Below are 24,973 nucleotides of genomic sequence, written 5' to 3'. Positions count from 1 at the left end.
AACCTCCTAGAAGTGTTGGGAAGTAAAGGAAGAAGAAAAGGCCTTCAGCTGAGGCCAGCGAGGTACTCCATAAGGGCCTTGGCGGCGGCAGCGGTGCCCTCCCTGTCGGTACCAGCGACAAGGACGACGCCGTAGCCGTTGATGTCGCCGCACTCGGCGATGTACTTGACAACGCCGCTGTCGGCACCGGTGCCGTACTCCTCCTTCCAGCCGTCGTAGTCGCTCGGGACCTCGAGCTTCTCGGCGAGAGCAGCGGTGACGCTGTTGACGACCGGACCGCCGATGAGGATGAGGTTGCTGTCGACCTTGTCAAGGCCCTGCTCCATGACCTCGGTGTCGAGGACGGTTATCGGGGTGGTTATCTTGCTGACGACGGCGGCCTGGGCCGGGTCAGCGGTGGCGGTTATCTCGTCGATGGTCCATCCCTCGAGCGTGTCACCGGCGCTGAGGGTCTCGGTGGTGTACTTCGGCTTGAGCGGGTCGATGACAACCCAGGCTTCCATGGCGGCGTAGGTCTTGTCATCGGAGGGGTTCTTCTTCTTCATGATGTCGGCCTGGTAGTCCATGACGTAGGTGTCGAAGAGCTTGACCTCCTTGCCCTCGAGCTCCTCCTTGTTCTCAAGGGCGAACCAGTTGAGCTTGCCTCCGCTGATGCCGAGGTGGGCGATCCATCCCGGTATGAACTCGTCGCCGTCCTCGATGTAGCTGATGTCCGTCTGGACCTCGACCTTGACGCTGGTGGTTCCGCCGATACCGATGAAGGTGTCCTTGAGGGTGACCCTTATGCCTCCGTTGAAGAGGGTCTCGGTGGGGTTGTCGTCGGTGTTGAGGGTAATCTTCTCGCTTCCGGCCGGGCCGGAGACCTCGAGGAGGGCCTTCTCCTGGTTAACGTCTATATCGAGAACCTTGATGCTGTAGTCGCCGAAGGTCTTGGTGGTGCCGGCGTCGATGTAGGTCTCACCCCAGTCGTTACCGTACTCGATGTAGTCGCTTCCGATGTCGAGGACCTTGACGGTCTTGCCGAAGAGGTCGATGGTGTCCCCTTCCTCAACGCCGGAGATAACGTTGCTCTCGTAGAGGCTGTAGTAGCTCGGCGTGAGGTCGCTGACGGTGTAGGTGGTGCCGGTGGCTCCAAGGACCGGGTCCCAGAGGGTCTTCTCGTATGCGTTGATTGAGAAGGTCACGTTGGCGACGACGTTGTCCACTATGAGGGTGAAGTCGCTGAAGTCGTCGATGTCGGTGTACTCGGTCGGGTCGTCGTTGAGCTGCTTGAGGGTAACCTTGCCGATGTGGACGTTGTAGTGGAGCATCACGTCAGTGGCGCTGTGCCACTCTCCGTTCGGGTCCTGCCAGTAGTTGTTGTTGTTGCCATCCTTCCACTCGATGGCGCTCGGGACGAGGACGTCCCATCCCTGGTCAAATATTCCATTCGCCCAGGCGGAGTTGTCGAGGGTCTCGCTGAATATCGGGTTGCCGTCGGCGTCAAAGCTGCCGTTCCACCAGTAGGCCTGGTCCTGGAGGTTGTCGCCGTCCCTGTACTCGCCGGTGTAAGTGTTGTCGAACACCGGGATGTCGTCCGGATCGTAGGCGGTGTCCTTCTTGACGACGACGCTGGCGTCCTTAACCTTAACGTCCTCAGTGGTGTAAAGCATGGTACCGAGAGCGACAGCTATGTCAGCGGCGCTTGAAACGTCAAGAGCAGCACCCTGGCTTCCAACGACGATTTTAACGTTGGGCTGTCCGTCCTTAACGAAGAAGTCCTTCGGTATTTCCGGGACGGTCGGCTGAGCGCTGGCGAGGCCGATAGTTGCTCCAACCATGGCGGCACCAACAGCAAGGGCCGCGATCTTCTTCACTTTCATTTCACAACACCTCCCTAACTTTGGGCTTACGCCCTGGAATGGTCTAACATGTGTTGTCACTGATTTTCTGCCCTTAAGGGGTATATATACTTTTCGCTTTCAGACCCTTTCTATGCTTAAAAAAAGCTCGCTCATTGCCGTAAAAATGAAAGGGAGCTTAATTAAATGACTATAGGCCTTTCGCCTTTTGACGATAATACCTTACGGGTTTAGCTTGAACTCGGTGTTCTTTTTTTCGAGGATGCGCTTTTTCAGGGGGCGCATCGTGAGCTCGTAGACAAAACCCGCCACATCCGCCAGTGCACCCTGGAGTTCCGGAGCGGTTATGTCCACCACCTCGGGTTCCAGTATCGCTATCGCCACGGGGGAATATTTGGCGGTCAGCTGGATCAGATTCTCAAACGTGGACAGAAGCTCCGCCGCGATTAGTATGTACTTCCTTCCGTTCTCGTCTTCGCTCTGGACTTTAGGAACGAGTTTGTTTATGGTGCATCCCTCATACGCGAGGGCCTTTGCAAAATTCCTGGTGACGGTTTCCTCGTCGTCCCCAAAGACCTCCACGACAAAGCGGTAGAGGATTTTTCTGTCCTCCACAATGAACTCTTCAATCTCCTCCCTGCTGTACCCTATCCGGGGCTCGGGAAACTCTTCCAGGGAAGGATAGGCCGCCAGTGGGCCAAATTTGTCTATGAGCTGCCCCATGGCGTAGGAAATCCCTCCGAGTAGTTCCATGAGTCCCTTTGCGTCCACCTCAATCTTTGGAGGGGATACAACCTCCACGGCGGCCGGTGCGTAGCGCACCGCGGTATTGAACACCGCATTGAGGGGTCCTGAGATCCTTGCCTCTATCATTCCGGAGTACGGCAGCGTGTCGTTGTCGGGGTCTTCGATTATCTCTTCCACCCTCACGTCATGAACCCTGATGGATTTTTCAGCCTTCAGCCGTTCCGCGGTTTCCTCCATAGCCCTTTCTAAAACTTTCTTATCGCTTCCCAGGCCTTCGATGTAGAAAATAACCTCAATCGTCTCCAATTTCACCACCACGTCCTGTCATATCGCTTTTTTTGGTATGCCCCCACCACGGGAATCGGTTCGCCGCAGTACTTACACTTCCCATCGTCGGTCAGGTTGTACCCGGTGATTTCGAATCCCCAGCGGACTATTAAAGGTTTGCCGCACTTGGGGCAGTAGGTGTTCTCTCCATCGTGCCCGGGTACGTTACCGATGTAGACGAATTTCAACCCCTCCTCCCGGGCAACGCGGTGGGCCATTTCAACCGTTTCGACCGGCGTTGGAGGGAGGTGGGTCATCCTGTAGTGCGGGAAGAAGCGGGAGAAATGAACCGGCGTGTCGTCCCCGAGGTTCTCGACCACCCATCTGGCGAAGGTTCTGATCTCCTCCTCTTTGTCGTTGAGCGTTGGTATTATGAGATATGTCAGCTCGACGTGGATTCCGAACTCCTTTTTGGCTATCTCCGCGGTTCTCCTGCTCGGCCCGCCGCCCGGAACGCCGGCTATCTTCATGTAGAACTCGTCGCTGAAGGCCTTGATGTCGATGTTCATGGCGTCTATGTGCGGTGCCAGCTCCCTGAAGGGCTCCTCGTTTATGTAGCCGTTGGTTATGAGGAGGTTGTAAATTCCCTCCCTTTTAGCGAGCTTTGCCGTATCGAGAACGAACTCATACCATATCACGGGCTCGTTGTACGTGTAGGCTATGCTCTCACAGTCGTACTTTCTCGCCAGGGCCACTATTCCCTCGGGGGTCGCGTCATGAAGGTACGGAAAGTTCTCGTCGGCCTGGCTTATCTCCCAGTTCTGGCAGTGCTTGCAGTGCATGTTGCAGCCGACTGTGCTTATCGAGAGGGCGCACGAACCGGGCCAGAAGTGGAAGAGGGGCTTCTTCTCAACCGGGTCGGCCGCTATGGAGGAAACCTTCCCGTAGTTGAGGGTGTAGAGCTTACCCCCGATGTTCTTCCTTATCCTGCAGGAGCCGCGCTGGCCCTCGTTTATTATGCAGTTGAGGGGGCACAGCCTGCACCTCACCTTTCCGCCATCGAGCGGCTCCCAGTAGGTGGCCTCGCGCATACCTCTCACCGGATTCTAGTTGGCTCACTACCGTTTAAGTTTTTGGTACAGTTCGTAGTACTCCCCCATCGTGAGGAACTTTGCACCCTGGCCCCGGTAGTGGTCGATTAACCTTCCGAGCAGTTCAACGGCCTTGTCTCCAGTGTTGAACTTGCAGTCCCACCGGATTTTTTCCCTCTGCATGGGAACGAACTCCCAGGGGTGGGCGAAGTAAACGCGGGGCTCCTTCAGGCGGGCATGGATGAGCTTCTGCGCCCTCCAGGGCAGTCTTATGACCGAGCTCGTGGTAGATGCCGGGACTTCAAGAACATCACCGAAAAACCTGACCCCCTCGCGGTAGCCCTTGTAGGTCGCCTTCGACGAATCCACCAGGATGCCGTTCCTTTCCAGTACGCGGTAATAATAATCCGGAAACTGCAGATTGGGCGCGCGGAACGAGAGGACCTCCCCGAACTCCCTCAGCACCTTCAGGGACTTCACGATGGCCCTTTCACCCTCGGCCCTGGTGAGTCTGTCCAGCCGCTCGTGGTTGTAGTTGTGGCTCCCCAGCTCGTGTCCTTCATCGATGACCCGTTTAACAAGCTCAGGGAAGCGCCTGGCCATCTCCGCCGTGAAGAAGAACGTTGCCCTCACCTTTTTTTCGGCCATCAAATCCAGCAGCTTCGGAAGCCCGTCCTCCATGCCCCTCGTCGTCGTGAGGTACGGCGGACAGTCGTGTTCGACGTCAAACGTTATTGAAACGTACATCATCCCAGCCTCCTCATCAGCTTGTAGGTAAGGTACAGCCTGTCCACCCCTGAGCCAATTTCAATCGTCGTCCTGTAAACCCGAAGGAGTCTCTTGAGCACGATCTCCCATGAGAACTCCTTCCCTGCCCGCTCTCTGGCGGCCACCCCCATCTCCACAAGTAGTTCAGGTTCCTCGAAAACCCTGGCGAGGTTGTCCGCCATTCCCTCCTCACTCACGGCCAGCAGGCCCGTGATGCCCTGAACTACCATGTCCGCCAGCCCGCTCTCGTTCCGGCCGATGACGGGATTTCCCGTGGCCATCGCCTCAAGTCCCACGACGGGAAATGCCTCGAGGATGCCGGGCATGAGAACCAGGTCTGCCGCCCAGTACAGAGGGAGAAGCCTTCCCCTTTCCATGAAGTCGTACAGTTCGGTTATCTCCCCGATGCCGGTTTCCCGGAGGTTTCTCTCCAGCACGGGGCGCATAGGGCCGTTTCCTACCATTATGAGCTTCACCTTGCTTTTCGGAATTCCGCTCCGTTTTAGCGCCTCCCTCATCATCACGGGTATCCTGTGGGCCTGCTTGCGCTCGGTCATCCTCCCGAGGTAAAGCACGACTATCTCATCCCTCACCCCGATGTCCCTTCTGGCTTTCTCCCTTTCCTCCGGCTCCGGCGGACGCCATTTCTTCACGTCTATCCCATTGGGGACCACGAAGACCGGACGGCCGTTGAGCCTGCTCCCCAGCAGGTTTCTGGTGTCTTCGGCGACGGGGGTGCTGACGGCCACGAAGGTGTCTATCCTCTTGAGGTGGTGTCTGAGGAATGGCCCGATTAGGAAGTCCAGCGGAGGTCTGCCGTAGAACGAGTGGTTGGTTGCGACCACCGGGACGTTCCTGATTCCCCTCGATATCTTTGACACGGCGACCGCCAGGGGGGAGTATATGCTGTGAACGTGGGTTATGTCAAACCCGACCTCCTTGTAGAACTCGTTTATCCTCCAGAGCTGCGAAAATCCAACGCTGGAGTGGTATTTGCGGAAGTAGAGCGTTGCGGGAAACCTGACTACGTGGTAGGGAAAGCTGTCAATGTACGGCTTCATGTACCTGTAGTCGTGGGTCAGGACGTAGGGTTCGTGCCCCATGAGAACGAGGTTGCGGGCGAGTTCGTCGATGTGTGATTCTATTCCCCCTATCTTCGGGTAGAACCAGTCGCTTGCTATTGCGATTTTAAGGCTTTCCATATTTCAACCCCTCCGGACGTCAGGAGAACCGCTAGTCCCACTATACTGCTGGCGATGTAAGAGACAAAGCGCTCCAGGAGGGTTATCGAAACCGCGAGCGCCATGGGGATTCCGAAGTAGGTGAGTGTCCCCACCAGACCGCCCTCGATTATGCCCACACCTCCCGGGGTGAAGGCGACGAGGCCGAAGAGGAGGTTCGCGATTGAAATCACCGCTATGAAGCTCCACGCCAGGTTGAGGCCGAATGCAAGGGCTATGAGCTTCAGCCTGACGACGTCGAGGAGCCAGACGACGGAGCTGAGCAGGATTGCGGCCATGTTGAGGCTGTGCATGCTCCGGAGTGCCGTTATCTTTCGCATCTCCTCATCCGTCACGGGGGTTCGGAAGACGCGGAGCGAGAGCCTCACGAAGGCGTCCCACTTGGCCCACACAAGCACAACACCGGCTATGCCGAGGATCACAAAGGGGAGGGGTTCCCCTGATGAGAAGTACATCATGCCCACGAGGAACAGGGCGAATATGGGGATGGTCTCCAGTATGCGCTCGTAGACTATGCTAACCGCGGAAACTCCCGTGGGGATGTTGGCCTTTTTGGAAACCCACGCCATTCTGAGCAGTTCTCCCCCGCTCCTGCTCATTGGGGTAACGTTGTTCATGAAAATCGAGGCGAGTATTGCCTTGACGAGTTCATGCAGGGGAGCGTCCCTGCCGACGCCCCTCAGAACGAGCTTCCAGCGGATGCCGTAGAGAACGACGCTCACGTAGTACGTGAGAAAGGCCAGGGTTAGGTACTTGAGGGACGCGCTAACGACCACTGAAAAATACTGCTGTGCCGACGTGGTAAGGCTCCCCAGCATAGTCATGACCTACCTTAAGTGGGCCCAGGATTTTAAAACGTTATCGGAACATCTATCTATACGTCCCTTTTACTTCCCGGTTAAGGTGTTCCCAGCCGAGAACGGGCATCTCCTGTCTTTTTCCGTCGATGGTAATGTAAACCCCGGCTCCTTTGAGAACCCTTCCGATGACGGTGCATCGCACGGGACATTCGTCCAGTAGGTTTTCCGGGATGGTGAAGATCAGCTCGAACTCCTCCCCGCTCGCGAGGGCCATCTCAATCGGGTCCAGCCCCAGGGCCTCGGCTACTGCCCTAACCTCATCCTTGATCGGCAGTTTTTGGGCCTCGACCTCTATCCTCACCCCGCTCATCTGGGCCAGGAGGTGTAGCTCCTTGCTCGGGCCGTCGCTTACGTCGATGGCCGCATTCGCAAGCTCGCTCAGTTCAATTCCCTCGGGGACCCTGGCCCTCGGTTCGAGGAGCTTCTCATAAAGAGCCCGCCTTGTGCCCGCTGGGACGTCAGGTTCATGCTTCCAGGCGAGGAGCCCCGCCAGGGCCCTGCCGATGTCGCCGGTAATGCAAACCAGGTCACCCGGCCTCGCCCCGCTCCGGGTTAGAAGTCTCTTCGTTCTCCCAAGGGCGATTCCGTCTATTATCAAATCGTCCGCCTCGTTCGTATCGGCGCTGAGAACGGGAACCCCGTAGAACTCGAGGGCCTTTCCTATCCCTTCCGCAACGCCTTCGAGGTAATCCATCTCGATATCCCGCGGAACGCCCAGTGAGAAGAGAAACCCCGCCGGTCTCGCTCCCATAGCCGCGACGTCGCTCACGTTCATGGTGACGACCTTGAAGCCCACCTGTTCGGGTGTCATTATATCCGGAACGTCCGTTTTTCTCACGAGCATGTCGTTGGTGGCGACCAACCATTCGTCACCGAGCATGATCGCTCCCGCGTCGTCCCCCAGTGGCAGGTCTCCCTGGAGCTTGAGGTGCCTTCTGAAGAGCTCGATTATCTCCCTCTCCACCTCCATCCCCACCCCCAGTTGAGTCACGGGATTTAAAGCCTTCGCCATCTTCCTGTCTGGGGAGGGAAATGCCCCACACGATGATGCTCTATCTGGCGCCGTTCAAAGGAACCCACGGCTTCTACACCTCCACGTCGGGTTCTACCAATCCTGCGGGAGAACGGCAAAATCAAGTACGCCGCCGGGATAGGGATGGGGACGTTGGACTTCACATACGACGGCGTCCCCGAGGAGAATGCAGAAAAGCTGAAAGAAGCCTGCAGAAAGGCGACAAAAAGAACAGGCGCGAGGGGCAGGTGCTTCACTTAGGGGCTCCCCGGAGGAACTTCATGAGGCTCGTCTGTTTCGGCCTGTATTCCTCCTTTGGAACTTCGACCTCAAGGCTCTCCAGCTCCGCTATGCTCGCCGTCCTTATCTCCTCTGGCAATCTTATCTCGCCGTATTTTCCTCCGCCGCCGGGGATCACTATGAGCTTGCCCTCCCTGTAGACCCAGACGGCTTTTGCAACCTCCTCGTGGACCTCCGCCAGACCCTCCAGCGGGACATCCACGAGGACCCTTATCTCGCTCCCGAACTCCTTCAAAAAGCGCTCCCAGATTACGCGCACTGCTTTCGTCTCCACCCCCTTGCCTATAACCATCGCGATTATCTCAGCGAGGGGAGCTAGGCGGAGGTAGGGCGGCCTGTCCTTCGGTCTCTCCTCCGTGTCGGCCAGCTCGAGGATTCTGTCGTGAACGCCCTTCTTTATCCTGCCGCCGCACTTCGGGCACTTCCACTTGAACGCCCGTGCCTCCTCCGGCGAATACTTTGCATAACAGCGGGAGCATGCCGTAAGGTGGTACTTGCCCAGCCTCGGGTCGAGGCCGGCGTTGAGGACGGTTTTTCTCCCTCCACGCTTCAGAATGGCCTTACGTATCTCCTCGAAGGTCGCGTCCTCCACTTCGAAGCGGTTGAACTCCCTTCCGAGGCGGTGGGGCATCGGGGAATGGGCGTCGCTGTTGCTGAGGTAGGTCAGGGGGTGGTGGGCCTTTATCCTGTCGGCCATCTCCGAATCCGCCGAAAGGCCGAGCTCAAGGAACTGGACCTTTGCCCCCTGGTAGGCTTCCCTGAGGCTGTCGTACTCCTTGTAGAGGCTCGTCCAGGGGGTGAAGGCGTGGGCGGGCCCGATGAGAACGTCCAGCTCGTTCGCCAGGTCGGCTATTTCCGAAGCTGAAAGGCTCAGGTGCGGCCTGCCCTCCCTGTCTATGTCCTGGGAGTACGGCCTTAGCCTCTCGCGCATTTCCCTCACGGTCTCTATGCTCGGGAAGATTAGCACGTGATGAACCCTTCTGTCGTCCTCGACCTCAGCCGTCAGGAGGAACCTGACCCCTTTCCTCTCGTAGGTTCCTTCCTCCACTTTTTCCGCGTACCTCAGGAGCTCGGCCTCCCACATGGGATTGAGTATGTCCCCCGTTCCAACCAGGCCGAGGCCCTTAAAGCGGGCGTTCTCGGCGAGATTGGGAATAGTCATGGCTTTTGAGACCGCTTTGGAGTAGCGCGAGTGAATGTGAAGGTCGGCATCAACCTGCATGGGACCACCTCAGTCTATGTACATTCCTTCCAGACCGCGGTAGTAGGCGCGGTATATGTCCCTTTTGGTCACGACCCCGATGAGCCTCCTGTTCTCCGGGCTTTCCAGGACGGGCAGAAGGTTCTGGTCGTAGGCCATGAGCTTCTCAAAGGCATCCTCGGCCGTCTCCGTCGGGTAAGTTACCCCGTAGGGCCGGCGGATGAACCGCTTCACCGGCATTCTCTTGATGCCCGAGGGTTTTTTCAGGATGTCCTTTATGCCGATTATGCCCACTACCTCCATGTTTTCGTTGACCACAGGGAAGCAGTCGTGGCCGGTTTCGCCTATCAGGTGCTCCACGTCAAAGAGGGTCTGCTCCTCCGTGATGTAAACCGGCTCCCGCGTCATTATCTCGCCGACAGATATGGTTTCAAGGATGACGGGCTTTCCGGTCTTCACGTGGTAGCCCTTTCTGATGAGCTTGAGGGTGTAGATGGACTCTCCCCCGAGGAAGAACCTGGCCGTCAGGAATCCCATGGTCGCGGAGGTCATCACCGCCGGCAGAACGGCGTAGCTCCTCGTCAGTTCGGTCACCATGAGTATCTGGGTGAGCGGGGCCTGCGTCATGCCGCTGAAGAAGGCCGCCATTCCGGCCAGGGCGTAAACAGCAGGGTTCGAGACGAGACCCGGGAGGAGAAGTCTCACGACCTCCCCAAAGGCAGCTCCGAACATCGTTCCTATGTAGAGGCTCGGTGCGAAGACGCCGCCGCTCTGGCCCGAGCCGAGGGTTAGGGCCGTGGCGAGCATCTTGACGAGTCCAAGGATTATGAGCAGACCTATCGCCAGCTCGCCGTAGAAGGCCATCCTCATTCCTTCGTAGCCGGTTCCAAATATGCCGTACGCTGGAAACAGCATCCCGAGAACGCCGACTCCAAAGCCGCCCATCGCGGGTTTTATGATTTCAGGCACGTTGGCCTTCGAGAACCCGTCAACCACGCGGTAGAGGAACCGCGCGTAGAACGCCGCCAGGAGGCCGAGGCTCAGGCCCAGGAGAAAGAACAGGGGGAGCTCTGGAAGTGTGTGACCGATGCCTCCCGGAATGTCTATCTCCACCGCCCTGTTGAGGACGGCAAGGGTAATTGCGTTCCCGGTGACGGCGGCTATGAATATGGGCACGAGGTTTATCGAGAAGGCACCCATGTAGACGACTTCCAGGGCGAACATCGCCCCCGCGAGCGGGGTGTTGAAGGTGCCGGCTATACCTGCCGCCAGACCGCAGGTGACTAGGAGCTTTTTCATCTCCTTTGAGAGGCTGAACCAGCGCGCGAGGATGGAGGTTAAAGCCGCGCCGATGAAGCCTATGGGGCCTTCGCGCCCAACGCTTCCCCCGGAGCCTATGGTTATCGCTGTGGCTATCGTCTTCAGAACCGCGAACTTTCCGGGGATGTTGCCCCCCTTGAATATGACCGCCTCTATGACCTCGGGGATGCCGTTCCCCTTGATTTCGGGGCATGTGATCACGAAGAACGCGACGATGAACGCGCCGAGCGTGGGGAGGAGTACGTAGCCGAGGTTAACGCCACCAACCACGTAGGAAACGTTTGGGAGAAGCCATCCGAAGAAGAACCCGTGAACCAGGCCTATTGCCAGCCTGAACACTATCGCACCGATTCCCCCGACTATGCCGGCCAGGATTGAAAAGGCTATGACAACCCCCCACTTTCTGAGGTACTGCCGTTTCGCTGCCATCAGGGGGTGATTTGGTGTCCCCAATAAAAAGCTTAATCTTTTATAGTGCCTTGCGGTAACTGCCTTTGGTGGAAACTATGAAAGTTGAAGGATTCGTTGCTTCCCTTAGAAACGCCGAGACAATCGGCGAACTGTTCAAAATACTTGCGGAGAAAGGGGCCCCTGTCGTCGAGCTCGACGGGAAGAGGTTTCTCATAGTCGTTGAGGGCGACTTCGAGGGAAGAAGGTTCTGGACCGAGATAAACGGGGAGAAGGCCAACCAGGCCCTCGGCGATGCGATGCTCAACTCCTCAAGCTTCCCCTTCAAGTGCAGGCGCCCCTACACCGGCGGAAACGTGATATTCGTGGACTTCGGCGATATCGAGGTTGAGGAGTTCCTCGTTGCGTACCGCGACCCCGAATACGGCACCTTCTATCGCGTCAGGAACGGAGGGGCGGAGGAGATAACGAAAGAGGATTACGAGGGTCTGATTCCGAAGATGCCGGAGTTCAAGATAAAATCCATGAGCGAGGAGCAGATGGACATGATGGGGGCCTTCTTCGGCTGATGTGGAAAAGGAAACGGGCTCACCCAGAGCCCTTCAGTTCTTTTATCCTCTTCTTCGTGCTCTCTATTCTCTCGACCTTTGCGCTGGCCTTCTGCGCCCGTGTGGTTTCTATCTCCTCCCTGAACGCCCACTTGAGGAGCGGCGGGGTTATCAGCACCGAGACCGTTATGAATATCAGCGTAGCCGCTATGAACTCCGGGGCGTGCTCCGGGCTTATCGCGCCGCCGTGTATCGCGACCATCAGGTCAACGAGCGCAACCTCCGTCCTTGGAACCGAACCGATTCCCATCTGAAGCGACATCCAGAAATTCTTCTTCGTGAAGAGGAAGGCCCTTCCGCGTCCCCAGGCGGTTATCCATGCTCCCAGCCCCCTTCCTGCCACCTTTCCAAAGACTGCGACGGCAGTTAGGACGGCGGCGAGGATCAGGGCGTTGGCATTCTCGAAAACGGTGAGGTTGAGCATCGCTCCCGTGTGGACGAAGAAGAAGGGTATCAGCAGGCCGTAGCCGATGGCCTTCACGTCCTCCATGAGGCGCTTTCCTTCGGGGAGCTTTGAGAGGACGAGGCCCATCATGAAGGCTCCCTCTATGGCCGCCGCGAACCAGCCTTCAGCCAATGCCGCGAAGAGGAACATCATTCCGAGAACCACTCCGAGGATTCCCTTCTCCACGTGAAGCCTCTCGGCGAACTTTATGTAATAATCGACGAGGAACCACCAGATGACACCGGTGAGAATGAAGAACGCCACGATTTTAACCGAGAGCTCCAGAAGGCCGCCGCTTCCGACGGCAAAGATGACGAGGGCTATGCCCAGAAAGTCGTCCATAACGCTCGCGCTGAGCGATGCCGCTCCAACCTCGCTCTTTAGAACCCCCAGGTCCATCATCACCCTGACGGTCAGGCCGATGCTTGTTGCCGTGAGAAGCACACCGCCGGCGAAGGCCTCCCTGCTCGGGTAACCCATCTCCATGAGGGCGAACCAGCCGATCACGAGGGGAACGAAAACACCCAGAACCGTCGAGACGGTGGCCGTGAGGCCCGTCTTCTTGAGCTGTTCAAGGTCGGCATCGAGGGCTCCCAGGAACAGGAGGAATATTATGCCCAGCTTGGCGAGGAAGTTGGCCACCACCGTCATATCGGTGGTAAACGCCTCCCCGCTGACTATCGGGAGGTACTGGGGAGCCACTATCCCGAAGTACACCAGGTTCCCGAGTATCATTCCCATCAGCAGCTCTCCGAGGACTCCCGGGAGCTCGTAGCGCTCGATGATACTGTCTCCTATCTTCGCGAGGATTAGCGAGAGTCCAAGGGCGAAGAGCAGCCACGTCACGCTCTCCATTGGGCACCACCCACCCTCAGCAGTCTCAGCAGCTCGTCTATCAGGATGCGGAGGCTCACCTCGCCCACCAGCCTGCCGTCCTTTACGACCGCCAGCACCTGAATCCTGTATTTGCGCATCTTCATCAGTGCGTCGAGAACCGTTGCGTCTTCCTCCACCGTCAGCACGTGTCTCTCGGCAACGTCCTCCGCCTTTGTGGCGCCACCGAGCATCGAGCGCATGGTTTTGCTCGTCATCCCCAGCTTGAACTTGTGGGCCTCCGGCGGCAGGAGAACGTCTATGACGTCCCTGTACCTGATGACCCCCACCAGCTTCATGTTTTCCCTGTTATCAACAACCCACACGTGGTGCCTGGTTCTGAGTATCTTAAGGATGCTGAGGAGGTCGGAGTCGGCCGTTACCACGGGCATCGTTTCGAATCCCGGCATTATGTCGGTCAGCTTGAGCGAGTAGAACCTCTCAAGGGCGGACTCGACTTCCATGACCACCACCATTTTCAGCTGGTGGAAAAAGTTCTATTTAAGGCTTTGTGGGTCGAACGCGACACCGAGGCAACGTTTAGAACATTGTACCAAAAGGATAACAAAAGAAGTTCTCCGGTATGCTTATTAACTCTGAAGACAAAATCTACGGGAGGAATAGCGATGTCTGTGACCGGTGCATCGAACGTCCTGGTTCCAAGTGTTGACCTGCTGGTCTACGTGTTCTTCGTCGTCCTTGCGGTGGGACTGGTTTCACTCCTCGTGAGCAGGCGGTTCAATGTGTCATACATTCCTCTCTTCATGTTCCTCGGCATACTGGTCGGCCCCGTTCTTGGGCTCCTGAACCGGAACCTTGCCAACGAGCTCTTCAACTACGTCCGCGTCTTCGGCCTGGTGATGATACTCTTCACGGAGGGTCACACCCTCAGCTGGAAGATGCTCAAAAGGAACCTCAAGACCATACTGGCCCTGGACACCATCGGACTCCTCCTCACCGCGTTCATCATCGGCGGAATATTCTCGTGGCTTTTTCACGTGCCCTTCATCGTCGGGTTCCTTTTCGGGGCGATCATAGGTGCTACAGACCCTGCAACCCTCATCCCACTGTTCAGACAGTACCGCGTCCGCGAGGACATCGAGACGGTCATCGTCACCGAGTCAATATTCAACGACCCGATGGGAATAGTTCTCGCATCGGTGGCCGTTGCAATGCTGGTTCCAGAGGCGTCCAGCGCGAGGTTCCTGGAGGCAATAGCGGGCTACATCGGTCTCTACCCCGCGGCCGTCGTTTTCTTCCTGTACCAGATGGGTGCCTCGATACTCATGGGGGCGCTGCTCGGTGTTGTCGGGTACAACATCCTGAAGAGGACGGAGGTTAGGGACTTTCCCGAGATCGTCATATTCTCCCTTGTGATGGCGTTTGGGGGCTTCCTTCTCGGTGAACTGGCACAGGCTTCGGGCTATCTTGTGGCCACCGTTACGGGCATCGTTCTTGGCAACCATAAGGTCTTCTTCAGGGACGATATCTCCGTGGTCAAGAAGGTCATGCGGGCCGTCGAGAGGGAGGTTCACTTCAACGAGAGCCTCGCGACCATATCCACCATCTTCATCTTCACCCTCCTGGGCGCGAGCCTGGACCCTGAGATAATAAAGGGGCACATCGTGCAGGGCGTTATCATAGCGTTCTCTCTGATGCTGGTCGCCAGACCCCTTGCTTCCCTTCCAGTCCTGAAGTGGCGCTCCTTCAAGGAGTACCTGTTCATATCGCTTGAGGGCCCGAGGGGCGTCGTTCCCGCCGCCCTGGCCAGTCTCCCCCTGACTCTCGGAATCACGTACAACAACCCCGACCTGATTCAGTGGGGGGAAACCATCCTCAGCGTCACCATAATCACAGTCTTAGTCACGGTCCTCGTTGAGACCCTCTGGGTTCCTGTACTCAGGAGAGAACTGCTCGAAGTGAGGAGCATCGAGAGGGAGATGGAGAAGGCCGGCTACCGGCCCAACTCCTAGGCTACCTTTTACGCTTCCCGAAGGGATTGGGTTTTGTTCTGGCTTATTTTGGTTCGGATACGGTCCATTTTTGGCCGACAAGTATATAAAGTTCGACGGGTTATGGAATTATGTGGGGGTTTAGGTGATTTGAATGAGGACTTGGGAAAAGGGAATAATTATGGCCGCAAGGGCCATCGTTTTTTTCGGCCTTATCAGCACCCTTATGTACGGAAAGTTCGACCAGATACTCAGTGCGGCCGCGGGTCTATTCGCCCTCTTCGTTCCCAGCATCGTCCGGAGGATATACCCCCGCCCCAGCAGAAGGATCTGGCCGTGGGTCAGCCCATTCTACAACGACAGCATTTACGCGCTCTTTGCGATATTCATGGCGGCCCACATAACGTTTCTCAACGTTCCATTCCTCCAGCTCGACCTGTACAACCAGGTCTGGAAGGGTGCCGACATACCGAGCCACTACCTCGGCGGCCTGGTTACGTGGGTCATATTCAACGAGGTCGTTCTGGAGTCATCGAGAACCTACAACCTCCACTGGAGCCCGCTGAAGATAGTCTCCATAAGCCTCTTTGCCCTGATCCTTGTTGGGATTGCCTGGGAGTTTTTTGAAGTGGCCCTCCAGCCGAACATGCCCTGGCTCTACGAAAGCATGCAGAACAAAACCCAGGACGTGGTTATGGAGATACTTGGCTTTGGGACGGGGATACTTATGGTGTTCAAGCTGGAGTACCCGTACTCCATGAAGAAGCCCCTTGAAAACGCCCCCGTGCATTTTGGGACCACCTCGGTTGAGGTACTCCCCCAGCCGGACCACATGAAAGAATGAAAAATCACTCGTTTTTCTTTCCCATTGCCCCTATGAAGTAAAACAGCAGCTTTGCCGCCGTCAGCGCGGTCACGTCACCGAGCCCGTTCCCGGCCACCTCCATTATGTCAAAGCCCGCCACGCGCTTGTTCTCCACGAGCCATTCCATCGCTTCAACGACGTCCCAGAACCTTAACCCCCCTGCCTCGGGTGTCCCTGTTGATGGAACCAGTGACAAGTCGAAAGCGTCTATGTCCACGGAGAGGTAAACCGGCTCCGGGAGCGGCTTGACCAGCTCGACGAAGGCGTCGAAGTCGTAGTCCCTCGCGTGGACCCACGCTATCCCTTCCCGCTCGGTGTACTCTACCTCCTCCCTCGTGCCGCTCCGTATCCCGAACATCGCCTCCCTGACCCCCAGCTCGCCTATCCTCCTCGCCACGCAGGCGTGGTTGTAGGGGTTGTCCTCGTAGCTCTCGCGGAGATCCAGATGGGCGTCGAAGACGACGTAGCTGGCAGGTTTTAGTGCTTCCACAGCCCCGAGGGTTTGGGAGTGCTCGCCGCCCAGAAGTATCGGGATAGCGCCGGGATTAACACGTTTGAGCTCCTCGACGGTTTCCCTAACCCTGTCCGCGGTCTTGCGGGGGTCGCCTGCCACAACTGCCACATCCCCAATGTCCGCTATGGGAAGTTCCGCTATGTCAACGTCGTAGTCGAGGATGTAGCTCTCGAGGTTGAGCGTCGCGTGCCTGATGAGCGTTGGCCCGAACCTCGCGCCGGGCTTGAAGCTGGTCGTCCCGTCAAAGGGAACGCCGAGGATAACAAACTTTGCCTCTTCGGGCTCGACGAGTGGAAACTCAAGCTTAAGCGTCTCGTAGGTGTACAGGAAGTCCATGGTTGCACCTCCGGTGAGAACTGGTTGAAGTGCTTCCTTAAAAGGTTGCGGGAAATAGAAGAGCGGAAGGGCTCACTCGCCCTTGAGCCTCATTATCTTAATCCTGCCGAGGGTCTCCCAGTACTCGACGTTGATGCCCTCCTTGAGCTGATCCTTGACGTCGTCGGCGACGCCGCCCTCGATCGGGATGTCGAAGAGCTCGTAGGTCTCCATGTCCATGATCTGGACGGTGTCAGGGGTCATGGCGATGATCTGGGCGGTTCTCTTGTCGATGATCGGAACGTCAACCTCGGCGCTGGTGGGCTTGACGATGCTCCTGACCTTGCCGTCGAAGATTCCAACGGCCTCAATCCTAGCCTTGGCTGAACCGTGCTTGCCAGGTGAAGAAACGGTTATGTTGCCTATCCTGCAGGGCTCGCCGTCGATGAGGATGTACCTTCCCGGCTTGAGCTTGCTAACCTGAACCTTGGTCTTGTCTCCCATCTTCCAGACCTCCTGTAAGCGTTCTAAAACCGATTCGGGAGGGTCTTTAAAAAATTTTTGAAAGGAGGAAATGTTCAACGGCGGGCCTTCAGCAGCATGCCGTTCATGAGCACCGGTACGAGGAGCACGAGACCCAGCACCGCACCGATCTTCACCGGCATCTTTGGGGCGGTGAGTGAATAGTAGATAGTTGCCAGGCCGCTGACGAAGAGGAGCAGCATCACGGCCGAGACTATCGCTTTATTGTGCGTCAGCTCGGAGGAAAGCAGCGGGTAGCTCTCGACCGCAGCCATGAGAGCCGCCACGGAAAATGGTACAACAACGAACATCGTTCTGATGTCGCCGACCACCATAGCGCCGGCCACTATCATTCCGATGAAACTCACAAGCCCAAGGCTCTGGTTTCTTCCCAGCTGCATGACCTCGGAGAGCATCTGACTGCCCATCTCAATGAGGATGATTATGGTCGTGAGGCCCGCAAGGTAGAGGGACAGCATCAGGAGCGCTATGAGGGTCGTGTCGTTGGGCACGTTGCCCCTCAGGACTTCGGGTATCGAGTAGAAGACCTCTATCGAGTCCATCGGGCTCTTATCGCTGTCCGTGGCGTAGTCCTTGAGGTCGTTGAACTTCATGAAGAGCTTCATTGACTCGTCGGCTGGTATGTTGGGGTTCTGGAACGCCTCGCCGTAGGCCTGGTATGCGGCGCCCAGGGAGTAGGCGACGGTGAATGCCGCGGCGAAGCTGAGGATTATCTGAAGGACAAAAACCGCAGCAAGAACCTTTCTGAGGTCGAGCTCTTCGGGAGTGAAGCTTCCCAGGACGTAGTAAACGCCAGCGCCAAGACCGAGGGAGATGAAGACTGAAACGACCATGAAGAGGACTCCCCTCGTGGTCAGGGACAGGTCAGAGGACGTTATTGAGGATACTGCACTGTTCATGTACTGAACCGCCTGTGGCGCGGTGACCATGCTGAGCGCCTGGTTCCTGATCAGAAACGCCGAAGCGAGGGCGAAAAGAACGAAGAGTATCGAGACGACCGAGATGAACTCGAGGGTTCTGCCCTTTGCCAGTATGAGCATCAGAACAGAGAGCAGTATCGTCCCGACAGCCAGAATGGGGATGTACCTCGAGCCCATCCCGAAGATGAGGGCGAGGCCGTATGAGGAGTAGTAGGTGGTGACGCCGAGCATTATCATCAGGAACATCAGCAGGCTGAATATCAGTGCGGGAGTCCTGGCTATCTTAAAGAACAGCTCGTATATGAGGTAGCGGGTCTTTTTGGTGCTCTCCGCCTCGCTGTATATCAGGAACATTGCCACCAGCATCGGGAGGAGTGAAATCAGGAATCCTTTGAGCCCGAAGGTTATGTAGTACTTCGGCAGAACCAGGAAGTTCCATATTCCAAGGACGTATCCGGCGATTAGGAACGCCATCAGGAAGCTTATTTTTCGCATGGATTAACACACCCCCATTGGATTGCCTTTGCTGTGTTGTTTTTAAGTGCCAAAAAAATAAGCATAAACAAAATATAAAAACATTATGTAGCTTTTTCGCTTTTTTCAGGGAACCCAATGCTCAAAGTTGATGATTACCTCATTCACAACCGCCCAGGCCATCAACGGGGCCTCGTAAATGCTTATTTTTTCCCCCGGCGTTTCGCTCCTGAAATCCCCATGGGGGAATCCACCGACGATGACGAGGGGGTTCTCAAGTCCACCCAGTATCTTCCCAAAGTCCTTTGGCTTTGTGGGCTTCCCCTCCTCGTGCATCACGAAGACCCCGTCGGGGTTTAACTCCTCCACGAGCTCTCCGAGGGACTTCTCCTCAATGCGGAGCAACTCCAGGCCCCTCGGCACGACCCGGTCCCTGAAGAGGCTCTCCATCAGCCCAACGAAGCGGTTGTAGTTCCTCGGAATCCTCGTCTCCGGCTTGATGTGGATGACCTCATCGTTTCGAGTGTGGACGTAGATCCTCAATTTGCCCTCTTTGTTGGCTATACTCTCCAGAGCGTTCAGCAGGCAGATGTGGACTATGTCCGGCCTCCCGCGCCTCTCTCCGTCCGGGAGCTTTTTGATGGCCGCGTGGTGGTAGGTGCTGTCCAGCAGTATCTCGTCCGGCCTCTTTCCCCTCCTCCTGGCGTGGTTCACAACGGCCGGATGGTCCAGTATGGCCTTCGGGACGAGCTCAAGCTCCGCCTCAGCTATCACCAGGTGGAGCATTCTCCCACCTCTCCAGCCTTATTCCCCTCTCGGTTATCTCGTCCGCTATCCTCTCGAAGGTGTCTATGCGCATTCCGAGTATCTCCGGCGGGATAACGCCGAAGATGCAGCCCTTCTCGGCCACGAGCCTCGCTATTATGGCCGCGGTGAATCCTGTGACGCGGGCCATCGAGGTGAAGCCGCCTTTCTCCTCGTCGTACATGAGGTAACCTATCTCCTTCTCCTCGCCGTTCAGCGTTCCCCTTCCGACCACCTGCATTATCGAGAAGTCCGGGCTCTCGTAGGTCATGAGCGGGGCTATAACCTCAAGCGTCTTATCGACGTGCTCCTGCCCGAAGAAACCCAGCTCCCTCAGAACCCTCATCTTCTCCAGGTGCCCGGGCCAGCGGAGCGTCCATTCCTCCAGCCTTTCCGCCCTCACGCTCTCCAGTAAACTCCTCAGGCCATCGCTGACGAAGGCCTCGAACTCGAAGTCGCCAACGCTCACCCTCTCGATCCTCTCGAAGGGGTCAACCGTCTTAACCTCGCCGTCCCTTATCACGCGCGCCGGCCTCGTGTATTCCTCAATTAGGTCTTTCGGGGACCATGTAATTCTGTAATAAAGCGGTGGCCTCGGTTCCTTTGGGAGGCCGCCGACGTAGATGTAGCCCTCCCTCAGCTCGTCCATCTCCTGCCAGATGCGCCCCATCAGTATGTGGCTCAGCCCCGGAGCAAAGCCGGCGTCGAATATAACCGTCACCTGCGCCTTTTCAGCCTCATCGCGAAGCCCTAGCGGGTTCTCCGGCATGAAGGAGACGTCAACCATATCAACGCCCGCTTTTATGGCGGCTCTAACGGATTGATAGCCGAATCTGCCGGGCAGGGCCCCTATCACAAGCTCAAAGCCCCCCATTACTTCAACCAGCTCATCGAAGTCTGCAGCGTTCACCTTCACGGGGGTGGCAAACTCTGAAACCGCCCTCAGCCTCTCCTCGCTGACGTCTCCGACGTGAACGTCGAACTCGTCCCTTAAATCCCAGGCTATCGCCCTTCCAACGTTTCCGGCACCGAGAACGAGAACCTTCATGGTAACACCCTCAGTAACTTGGAGAAGGTATATATAAGCCCTGCTCCTACTTTCATTAATGCCTATAAAACTTCCCCTCTTCCGGAAAAAAGTCCTGGAACTGCTGTCATCCACCGACGAAACGAAGGTCATGCACGTCAGCGACACCCCAGAGAGCGCTTACCGCTTCATAGGTGAGCTCATCGAGGGGATCCGTCCCGAGTACGTTATCCACACGGGCGACCTCGCTGACAATATAAAACTTGAGCGAAGACCCGACATGAAGCCGCTCTACATCGGGGCCGTAAGAAAGCTGGCCCGCGTACTCAAGAACCCGGGGATGGAACTCTACGTGGTTCCCGGCAACGAGGACGAGCCGGGGGTAGTCCAGGAGTTCTTCGGGGGAAGTGTCGTCGAGCCAGGAACCATCGTTGAGATAGGAGGTATGAGGTTCGCCCTCGGCCACACCTGGAAGGATGTAGTCGGTCTGGACGCCGACTTCAGGCTCTACGGCCACAACTTCAAACTGATCGATAGGGGGCTGAACGGCGTCCTTGGTGTCAACTTCGTTCTCCTTCCGAGCGGGAGGACCTACCGCGTTAAGTATCCGGGGGGAACTGATTTCGATAGGGGCTACAAGATGTGGAGGGGCATGTGATGAAGGTTCTCCGCTTTGGGCCGTCCATAATCTTTCTGAGAACCGGGGACATCCCGGCCGTGAAGAGGGCCCTCTCGGAGGCCTTTGGGGTCGGTGAGATACCAACGGACGAGGCGATTAAGAAGAGCAGCGAGTTCGAGACAATAGTCTTCGTCACGGATGAATGGAAGAAGGAGACGATACCGCCCGAAACGGCCTTTCTCGTGAGTTCCCACGCACCGGTTGTTCTGAGCCTTATCCTTAACGAGAAGCTCCCGATAGAAAAGGTTCACGTGGAGAGCACGCTGATCTTCATAAGGGTACCCAGCAAGGTGGAGGAGGGCCTGAAGCTCCTCTCCGAAAAGTACGGCGGGGAGATAATGGATATACGAACTGCCCTTGACGAAGGCGAGGCCGGGGACACGATAATCGGCGTGACCAGGAAGAAGCTCAACTCCCCAATCGGGCCGGAGGACATCGATGGTGCCGTCCTCGTCCGCAGGGACTTTCTGGAGGTTTACAGGGAACTGAGCGTTGACCTTCCAGTCCTCCTGCTCAGGCTGATGCCCGAGTGGAACGAGATCACGATTAAAATCTACGACACCGACAAGCGCTACGACGAGAACATAGAGCGTCTCATGATGGTGATCGAGGACCTTGACATCGGCTTCGTCGTCGGCGAGGGCTGGGACTGGGACTACCCGCGGCCCTTCATGCGCGTTCCCGTCTACAAGCTCAAGCTCCTGACGTGGGAGGACCCGGTGCGCGTCAAGTTCCTGCTGAAGGGCATCGAGTACGTCGGCTACAAGCGCCTCTGCGACATAGACGTTTTCGTAGAGGGCAAGAAGATTCACTGGACGTCCCTCGGGAAGTACGACTCGAAGTTCGAGCTGGCCAAGGCCGCCCGCGAAGAGCTTGAGAGAAACCTCAGCGGGGACGTTCTGGAGAGACTTAAGGAACTCGAAGAGAAGCTTGCGGCGGAATCGAAGGGATAGTCCGGAGGCCAGTCAAAGCTTCTTAATCTTCGCCACGAAGAAGCCGCTCGTCCCGTGTCTGTCCGGATAAAAGCGCCTCGCCTTTCTCATCTCATCACTCAGCTCAACACCAAAAGGAGCGGTTAGAGCCGGCTCGCCGTGGCGGAGGGGCAGGAGCTCAACGTCGAAGCTGTCGAGAACCCATTGAACCACGAACTCGTTCTCCTCCGGCTCGAGGGAGCAGGTTGAGTAGACGAGGATTCCTCCCGGCTTCAGGACTCCGAGGGCCTTCTCGATGAGCTTCATCTGCAGTCCCTGGCAGAACTTGACATCGTCCATCGTTCTGTTGGCCTTCCTTTCGGGGTTCTTGTGTATCGTCCCCGAGCCGGTGCAGGGGGCATCGAGTAGGATTCTGTCGAACTCCACCCCGAGCTCGTCTATGTGGAGCGAGGACCTGTGGAAGAGCACGGTATTGGTGACGCCGAGGCGCGAGAGGTTCAGGCGGGTCTCTTTGAGCCTCTCCTCGCCGACATCGAAGGCGTAAATGATGCCCTCGTTCTCCATCAGCTGTGCTATGTGGCTCGTCTTCCCACCGGGGGCGGCGGCCATGTCCGCGACGGTTTCACCGGGCTTCGGTTCCAGAGCCACCGGAGGATACATCGAGCTGGCCTCCTGAATGTAGAGGAGGCCGCTGAGATATTCCGGGGTGGAGGTTATCGAGAACGGCTCCCTCGTCAGGCAGAAACCTTCCCTCGCCCAGGGAACGCGCCTAAACTGGAATCCCTTCCTGTTGAGGAGCTTGGTAAGCCCTGGAACCTCGATGCGGAGTGTGTTCACGCGGAAGCACCTCGGAAGGGGCTTCTCCATGGCCTCGGCTATCGCCAGCGCCCTCTCGCCCCAGAGCTCGTAATAGCGCTCCGCGAAGGTCTTTGAGTAGCCGATACTAAAGAGCTTTTCGAGCATGGTGAGGAGTTGGAGGAGGGGTTTAAAATCATATTGACCGATCGCTCTTCTCCAGGCCGTAGAGGTAGAGCGATGCTGGGACGACGTCCGGGCCGAGCTCGTCCTTTGAAAGGTAGAGCACCGGGAATGGGTAGCCCTTTCGCTTCACCCGGCCGTACTTGACCTCGATGCCGAAGAAGCCCCCATCCCTTATGACAATGTCGCACTCCTTCGAGCCGTTGTAGTAGAAGCCTGCAAAGGCGTGTTTCTCCCTGAGAACCGGCTCTTCAAGGTGCCAGATAACGTGAGACGCGACGGTGTGCTCCACGAGCCACTCAATGTTGCCCTCGACGAACTCCACCGGCTCCTCCCCGAGGTAGACGGCGAGGGCCGTCGCTATGAGTGGGCTCTGGAAGACTATTTTCTTCTCCTTCCTGTGGGCGTGGCGTTTTCTGGTTATGTCCCATGCCTCCAGCGTGTATAACACCCTCGCGCTCTCCAGCGTTGAGAGGTACTCCCGCACCGTCGGGTGGGAGACCCCGATTTCCCGGGCCAGGCTCACGTAGTCAACCCTGTTGCCCCTCAGCCTGAAGATGGCCTCAAGGAGCTCCCTTGCCGTCTCCTCGCTCTTCCCGGACTTTGCGATTTCTCCGAGGACGAGGCGGATCAGCTCTTCGTACCGCTCTGGCTTCACCTTCCCATCGCGCCTGAACTCCAGAACGGCCTCCGGAAAGCCACCCGTCTGGAGGTAGGCGTAGAAGAGGCCTTCAAGCTCTTCATACCAGGGTAAGAGCTCATCGGCATCGGGCTCCCTGTAGGTGAAGGACACATCGGGCAGTTCGGGCCTCATGAAGCGCGCGAACTCGCGGAAGCTCAGGGGGTTGAAGTAGTACTCGTTGCCCTCTATCCCCCTCCCAGGAAGGAGCTCGCTCTCGCGCTTCAGCTCCACCGGGTTTGAGCCAGTGGCAACGGTGGTTACGCCCTCCTCGCCGAGTTCCTTGAGGAGGAGCCTCCAGCCCCTCAGGTAGGTTATCTCGTCGAGGAAGACGTAGAGCTCACCATGCCTTAATCTAAGCTCGTCTATTAAGGCCCTTACCTCTCCCCCCGTGAACCTGTCGCAGGGAATGTAGGCTATCCTTCTCGGGTCCGTGCCGTTCTCGATGAGAGCCTTTATCAGCGTCTTGATGTAGAAGCTCTTGCCCGCCCGTCGGATTCCCCTGAGAAGTGTTACGGAACCCTCCTTCACCTCAACGCGCTTCCTCGGAATTATCTCCCCAGCCCTCGAAAGGTCCCTGTCCTCTTTCTCCCAGCCTTCGCCCTTCCACCAGGGGTTGTGCCTCACGAGCCTGACTATCTTTATCGCCATGTGTGAAAGTCCGCTTTCATAGTTTATAAGATTTGTGAAAGCCCACTTTCACAAAGGGCCAGTTTTATGAAAATATACTTTCACAAATCACGCCATCTGTGAAAGTTGAGTTTCATAAAATCGGACAAAAGGGGTAAGAATCAAAACCCTTCGAGGAACCTTTCGGCGCCCTCAAGGTCGTTCTCGCGCAGGTGGGCAATAACAACGGCGTAGAGGCCTATGAGTTCCAGCTCTCTTTCCTTCTCAAGGCGCTTTATCTCCCTCCAGAGGCTCTCCTCGGTGTTTCTGAGGGACTCACCACCGGCCCCGGCGAGCCGGAGGCCCTTCACGAGCCCGAGGAGCTTCGTCGCCTCCCTGGACAGGTCTGCCCGCACCCGGACGAATTCCCTTGCCGGTTTCTTGATTCTTTTTTAGCTCATCAAAGCTTATCAGGACTCCACCAATATTGTATTCTTTCAAAGGCGTTGTCGCGTACTATTTGTGCTTTGCGAATACGATTTTTTCAACGAGTTCTCCAGAAGCCGCGCATTGTTTTCCCCAGCTCCCTACTCGATCTTTCTTCAGGGTCAGAGAGTGCGGGGATGTGCGTTAGCAACTGGATGAATATGTTCCACTTCATTGCATCCTGCAGGTTCCCCGCTATGATCGGTTTGTTTTT

The 24,973-nt window shown here is 57.0% G+C and carries 24 protein-coding genes; 5 read left to right on the top strand and 19 right to left on the bottom strand.

Going from position 1 to position 24,973, the window contains the following annotated elements; translation table 11 throughout:
* Positions 1 to 44 precede the first annotated feature (44 nt).
* The 9 genes from E3E42_RS04855 to E3E42_RS04815 form a co-directional block, all read right to left on the bottom strand.
* Positions 45 to 1,862 carry an S-layer protein gene (locus E3E42_RS04855; protein ID WP_167903020.1) on the bottom strand — a complete coding sequence of 606 codons (1,818 nt, stop codon included), beginning with the start codon at positions 1,860 to 1,862 and terminating at the stop codon, positions 45 to 47.
* A gap of 201 nt (positions 1,863 to 2,063) precedes the next feature.
* Complete coding sequence (locus E3E42_RS04850) at positions 2,064 to 2,900, bottom strand: hypothetical protein (protein ID WP_370519599.1); 837 nt, start codon at positions 2,898 to 2,900, stop codon at positions 2,064 to 2,066.
* Positions 2,897 to 3,946, bottom strand: coding sequence for an AmmeMemoRadiSam system radical SAM enzyme (gene amrS, locus E3E42_RS04845; protein ID WP_167903196.1), 1,050 nt, complete (start codon positions 3,944 to 3,946; stop codon positions 2,897 to 2,899). The genes E3E42_RS04850 and amrS overlap by 4 nt, the downstream gene beginning before the upstream one ends.
* 27 nt (positions 3,947 to 3,973) lie before the next feature.
* The gene (locus tag E3E42_RS04840; protein WP_167903195.1) at positions 3,974 to 4,693 is read right to left on the bottom strand and encodes a polysaccharide deacetylase family protein; all 720 of its coding nucleotides are present in this window, start codon (positions 4,691 to 4,693) and stop codon (positions 3,974 to 3,976) included.
* Positions 4,693 to 5,916 (bottom strand): glycosyltransferase family 4 protein, encoded by a 1,224-nt coding sequence (locus E3E42_RS04835; RefSeq protein ID WP_167903018.1) that lies wholly within the window; start codon positions 5,914 to 5,916, stop codon positions 4,693 to 4,695. Before E3E42_RS04835 ends, E3E42_RS04840 begins: the two co-directional genes overlap by 1 nt.
* Entirely contained in the window at positions 5,892 to 6,773 is an 882-nt protein-coding gene (locus tag E3E42_RS04830) for a flippase-like domain-containing protein (RefSeq protein WP_167903194.1), read from the bottom strand. Before E3E42_RS04830 ends, E3E42_RS04835 begins: the two co-directional genes overlap by 25 nt.
* 52 nt (positions 6,774 to 6,825) lie before the next feature.
* Positions 6,826 to 7,779: a thiamine-phosphate kinase gene (locus E3E42_RS04825; protein ID WP_167903193.1), complete on the bottom strand. Its 954-nt coding sequence runs from the start codon at positions 7,777 to 7,779 to the stop codon at positions 6,826 to 6,828.
* Positions 7,780 to 8,080: 301 nt separating this feature from the next.
* Entirely contained in the window at positions 8,081 to 9,349 is a 1,269-nt protein-coding gene (locus tag E3E42_RS04820) for a TIGR00375 family protein (protein WP_167903017.1), read from the bottom strand.
* A 9-nt stretch (positions 9,350 to 9,358) separates the two neighbouring features.
* On the bottom strand, positions 9,359 to 11,077 hold the full coding sequence (locus tag E3E42_RS04815; protein ID WP_167903016.1) for a chloride channel protein: 1,719 nt from the start codon (positions 11,075 to 11,077) through the stop codon (positions 9,359 to 9,361).
* Positions 11,078 to 11,154: 77 nt separating this feature from the next.
* Here E3E42_RS04815 and E3E42_RS04810 point away from each other — a divergent pair, with 77 nt between their 5' ends.
* Entirely contained in the window at positions 11,155 to 11,625 is a 471-nt protein-coding gene (locus E3E42_RS04810) for a hypothetical protein (protein ID WP_167903192.1), read from the top strand.
* A 19-nt stretch (positions 11,626 to 11,644) separates the two neighbouring features.
* Here E3E42_RS04810 and E3E42_RS04805 read toward each other — a convergent pair whose 3' ends face one another.
* Positions 11,645 to 12,964, bottom strand: a complete 1,320-nt coding sequence (locus E3E42_RS04805) for a cation:proton antiporter (RefSeq protein WP_167903013.1) — start codon at positions 12,962 to 12,964, stop codon at positions 11,645 to 11,647.
* Positions 12,952 to 13,446, bottom strand: coding sequence for an HPP family protein (locus E3E42_RS04800; protein ID WP_167903191.1), 495 nt, complete (start codon positions 13,444 to 13,446; stop codon positions 12,952 to 12,954). Before E3E42_RS04800 ends, E3E42_RS04805 begins: the two co-directional genes overlap by 13 nt.
* Positions 13,447 to 13,608: 162 nt before the next feature.
* Here E3E42_RS04800 and E3E42_RS04795 point away from each other — a divergent pair, with 162 nt between their 5' ends.
* Positions 13,609 to 14,955, top strand: coding sequence for a sodium:proton antiporter (locus E3E42_RS04795; RefSeq protein WP_167903011.1), 1,347 nt, complete (start codon positions 13,609 to 13,611; stop codon positions 14,953 to 14,955).
* 133 nt (positions 14,956 to 15,088) lie between these two features.
* Positions 15,089 to 15,778, top strand: a complete 690-nt coding sequence (locus E3E42_RS04790; RefSeq protein ID WP_167903010.1) for a hypothetical protein — start codon at positions 15,089 to 15,091, stop codon at positions 15,776 to 15,778.
* A gap of 4 nt (positions 15,779 to 15,782) precedes the next feature.
* Here the strand turns inward: E3E42_RS04790 and speB are convergent, their stop codons facing one another.
* From speB to E3E42_RS04765, 5 genes are all read right to left on the bottom strand, one after another.
* Complete coding sequence (gene speB, locus E3E42_RS04785; RefSeq protein ID WP_167903008.1) at positions 15,783 to 16,649, bottom strand: agmatinase; 867 nt, start codon at positions 16,647 to 16,649, stop codon at positions 15,783 to 15,785.
* 72 nt (positions 16,650 to 16,721) lie between these two features.
* Entirely contained in the window at positions 16,722 to 17,132 is a 411-nt protein-coding gene (locus tag E3E42_RS04780) for a translation initiation factor IF-5A (protein ID WP_167903006.1), read from the bottom strand.
* Between the two features lie 74 nt (positions 17,133 to 17,206).
* Positions 17,207 to 18,586: a sodium-dependent transporter gene (locus E3E42_RS04775; protein WP_167903005.1), complete on the bottom strand. Its 1,380-nt coding sequence runs from the start codon at positions 18,584 to 18,586 to the stop codon at positions 17,207 to 17,209.
* Positions 18,587 to 18,691: 105 nt separating this feature from the next.
* The gene (locus E3E42_RS04770) at positions 18,692 to 19,351 is read right to left on the bottom strand and encodes a 16S rRNA methyltransferase (protein WP_167903004.1); all 660 of its coding nucleotides are present in this window, start codon (positions 19,349 to 19,351) and stop codon (positions 18,692 to 18,694) included.
* Entirely contained in the window at positions 19,329 to 20,417 is a 1,089-nt protein-coding gene (locus E3E42_RS04765; protein ID WP_167903003.1) for a saccharopine dehydrogenase family protein, read from the bottom strand. Before E3E42_RS04765 ends, E3E42_RS04770 begins: the two co-directional genes overlap by 23 nt.
* Positions 20,418 to 20,475: 58 nt before the next feature.
* Here E3E42_RS04765 and E3E42_RS04760 point away from each other — a divergent pair, with 58 nt between their 5' ends.
* Together E3E42_RS04760 and E3E42_RS04755 are read left to right on the top strand one after the other, a co-directional pair.
* Positions 20,476 to 21,054 (top strand): metallophosphoesterase, encoded by a 579-nt coding sequence (locus E3E42_RS04760; protein WP_167903002.1) that lies wholly within the window; start codon positions 20,476 to 20,478, stop codon positions 21,052 to 21,054.
* Complete coding sequence (locus tag E3E42_RS04755) at positions 21,054 to 22,028, top strand: hypothetical protein (protein WP_167903001.1); 975 nt, start codon at positions 21,054 to 21,056, stop codon at positions 22,026 to 22,028. Before E3E42_RS04760 ends, E3E42_RS04755 begins: the two co-directional genes overlap by 1 nt.
* A 12-nt stretch (positions 22,029 to 22,040) precedes the next feature.
* Here E3E42_RS04755 and E3E42_RS04750 read toward each other — a convergent pair whose 3' ends face one another.
* From E3E42_RS04750 to E3E42_RS04740, 3 genes are all read right to left on the bottom strand, one after another.
* The gene (locus E3E42_RS04750; protein WP_167902999.1) at positions 22,041 to 22,970 is read right to left on the bottom strand and encodes an RsmB/NOP family class I SAM-dependent RNA methyltransferase; all 930 of its coding nucleotides are present in this window, start codon (positions 22,968 to 22,970) and stop codon (positions 22,041 to 22,043) included.
* Between the two features lie 28 nt (positions 22,971 to 22,998).
* On the bottom strand, positions 22,999 to 24,315 hold the full coding sequence (locus E3E42_RS04745) for an ATP-binding protein (RefSeq protein ID WP_167902997.1): 1,317 nt from the start codon (positions 24,313 to 24,315) through the stop codon (positions 22,999 to 23,001).
* A gap of 140 nt (positions 24,316 to 24,455) precedes the next feature.
* Positions 24,456 to 24,689: a hypothetical protein gene (locus E3E42_RS04740; RefSeq protein ID WP_167902995.1), complete on the bottom strand. Its 234-nt coding sequence runs from the start codon at positions 24,687 to 24,689 to the stop codon at positions 24,456 to 24,458.
* Positions 24,690 to 24,973: the final 284 nt, after the last annotated feature.

It is taken from the genome of Thermococcus sp. JdF3 (assembly GCF_012027495.1).
Lineage (GTDB): Archaea > Methanobacteriota_B > Thermococci > Thermococcales > Thermococcaceae > Thermococcus.
The sequence above is the reverse complement of the archived record's forward strand: the minus strand, read 5'-3'. Positions and strand labels throughout refer to the sequence as shown.

Excerpts from the sequence above, each read along its gene's own strand:
- E3E42_RS04855 (WP_167903020.1), bottom strand. The coding sequence starts at position 1,862 with ATGAAAGTGAAGAAGATCGCGGCCCTTGCTGTTGGTGCCGCCATGGTT.
- amrS (WP_167903196.1), bottom strand. The coding sequence starts at position 3,946 with ATGCGCGAGGCCACCTACTGGGAGCCGCTCGATGGCGGAAAGGTGAGG.
- E3E42_RS04840 (WP_167903195.1), bottom strand. The coding sequence starts at position 4,693 with ATGTACGTTTCAATAACGTTTGACGTCGAACACGACTGTCCGCCGTAC.
- E3E42_RS04835 (WP_167903018.1), bottom strand. The coding sequence starts at position 5,916 with ATGGAAAGCCTTAAAATCGCAATAGCAAGCGACTGGTTCTACCCGAAG.
- E3E42_RS04830 (WP_167903194.1), bottom strand. The coding sequence starts at position 6,773 with ATGCTGGGGAGCCTTACCACGTCGGCACAGCAGTATTTTTCAGTGGTC.
- E3E42_RS04820 (WP_167903017.1), bottom strand. The coding sequence starts at position 9,349 with ATGCAGGTTGATGCCGACCTTCACATTCACTCGCGCTACTCCAAAGCG.
- E3E42_RS04815 (WP_167903016.1), bottom strand. The coding sequence starts at position 11,077 with ATGGCAGCGAAACGGCAGTACCTCAGAAAGTGGGGGGTTGTCATAGCC.
- E3E42_RS04810 (WP_167903192.1), top strand. The coding sequence starts at position 11,155 with ATGAAAGTTGAAGGATTCGTTGCTTCCCTTAGAAACGCCGAGACAATC.
- E3E42_RS04805 (WP_167903013.1), bottom strand. The coding sequence starts at position 12,964 with ATGGAGAGCGTGACGTGGCTGCTCTTCGCCCTTGGACTCTCGCTAATC.
- E3E42_RS04800 (WP_167903191.1), bottom strand. The coding sequence starts at position 13,446 with ATGGAAGTCGAGTCCGCCCTTGAGAGGTTCTACTCGCTCAAGCTGACC.
- E3E42_RS04795 (WP_167903011.1), top strand. The coding sequence starts at position 13,609 with ATGTCTGTGACCGGTGCATCGAACGTCCTGGTTCCAAGTGTTGACCTG.
- E3E42_RS04790 (WP_167903010.1), top strand. The coding sequence starts at position 15,089 with ATGAGGACTTGGGAAAAGGGAATAATTATGGCCGCAAGGGCCATCGTT.
- speB (WP_167903008.1), bottom strand. The coding sequence starts at position 16,649 with ATGGACTTCCTGTACACCTACGAGACGCTTAAGCTTGAGTTTCCACTC.
- E3E42_RS04780 (WP_167903006.1), bottom strand. The coding sequence starts at position 17,132 with ATGGGAGACAAGACCAAGGTTCAGGTTAGCAAGCTCAAGCCGGGAAGG.
- E3E42_RS04775 (WP_167903005.1), bottom strand. The coding sequence starts at position 18,586 with ATGCGAAAAATAAGCTTCCTGATGGCGTTCCTAATCGCCGGATACGTC.
- E3E42_RS04770 (WP_167903004.1), bottom strand. The coding sequence starts at position 19,351 with ATGCTCCACCTGGTGATAGCTGAGGCGGAGCTTGAGCTCGTCCCGAAG.
- E3E42_RS04765 (WP_167903003.1), bottom strand. The coding sequence starts at position 20,417 with ATGAAGGTTCTCGTTCTCGGTGCCGGAAACGTTGGAAGGGCGATAGCC.
- E3E42_RS04760 (WP_167903002.1), top strand. The coding sequence starts at position 20,476 with ATGCCTATAAAACTTCCCCTCTTCCGGAAAAAAGTCCTGGAACTGCTG.
- E3E42_RS04755 (WP_167903001.1), top strand. The coding sequence starts at position 21,054 with ATGAAGGTTCTCCGCTTTGGGCCGTCCATAATCTTTCTGAGAACCGGG.
- E3E42_RS04750 (WP_167902999.1), bottom strand. The coding sequence starts at position 22,970 with ATGCTCGAAAAGCTCTTTAGTATCGGCTACTCAAAGACCTTCGCGGAG.
- E3E42_RS04745 (WP_167902997.1), bottom strand. The coding sequence starts at position 24,315 with ATGGCGATAAAGATAGTCAGGCTCGTGAGGCACAACCCCTGGTGGAAG.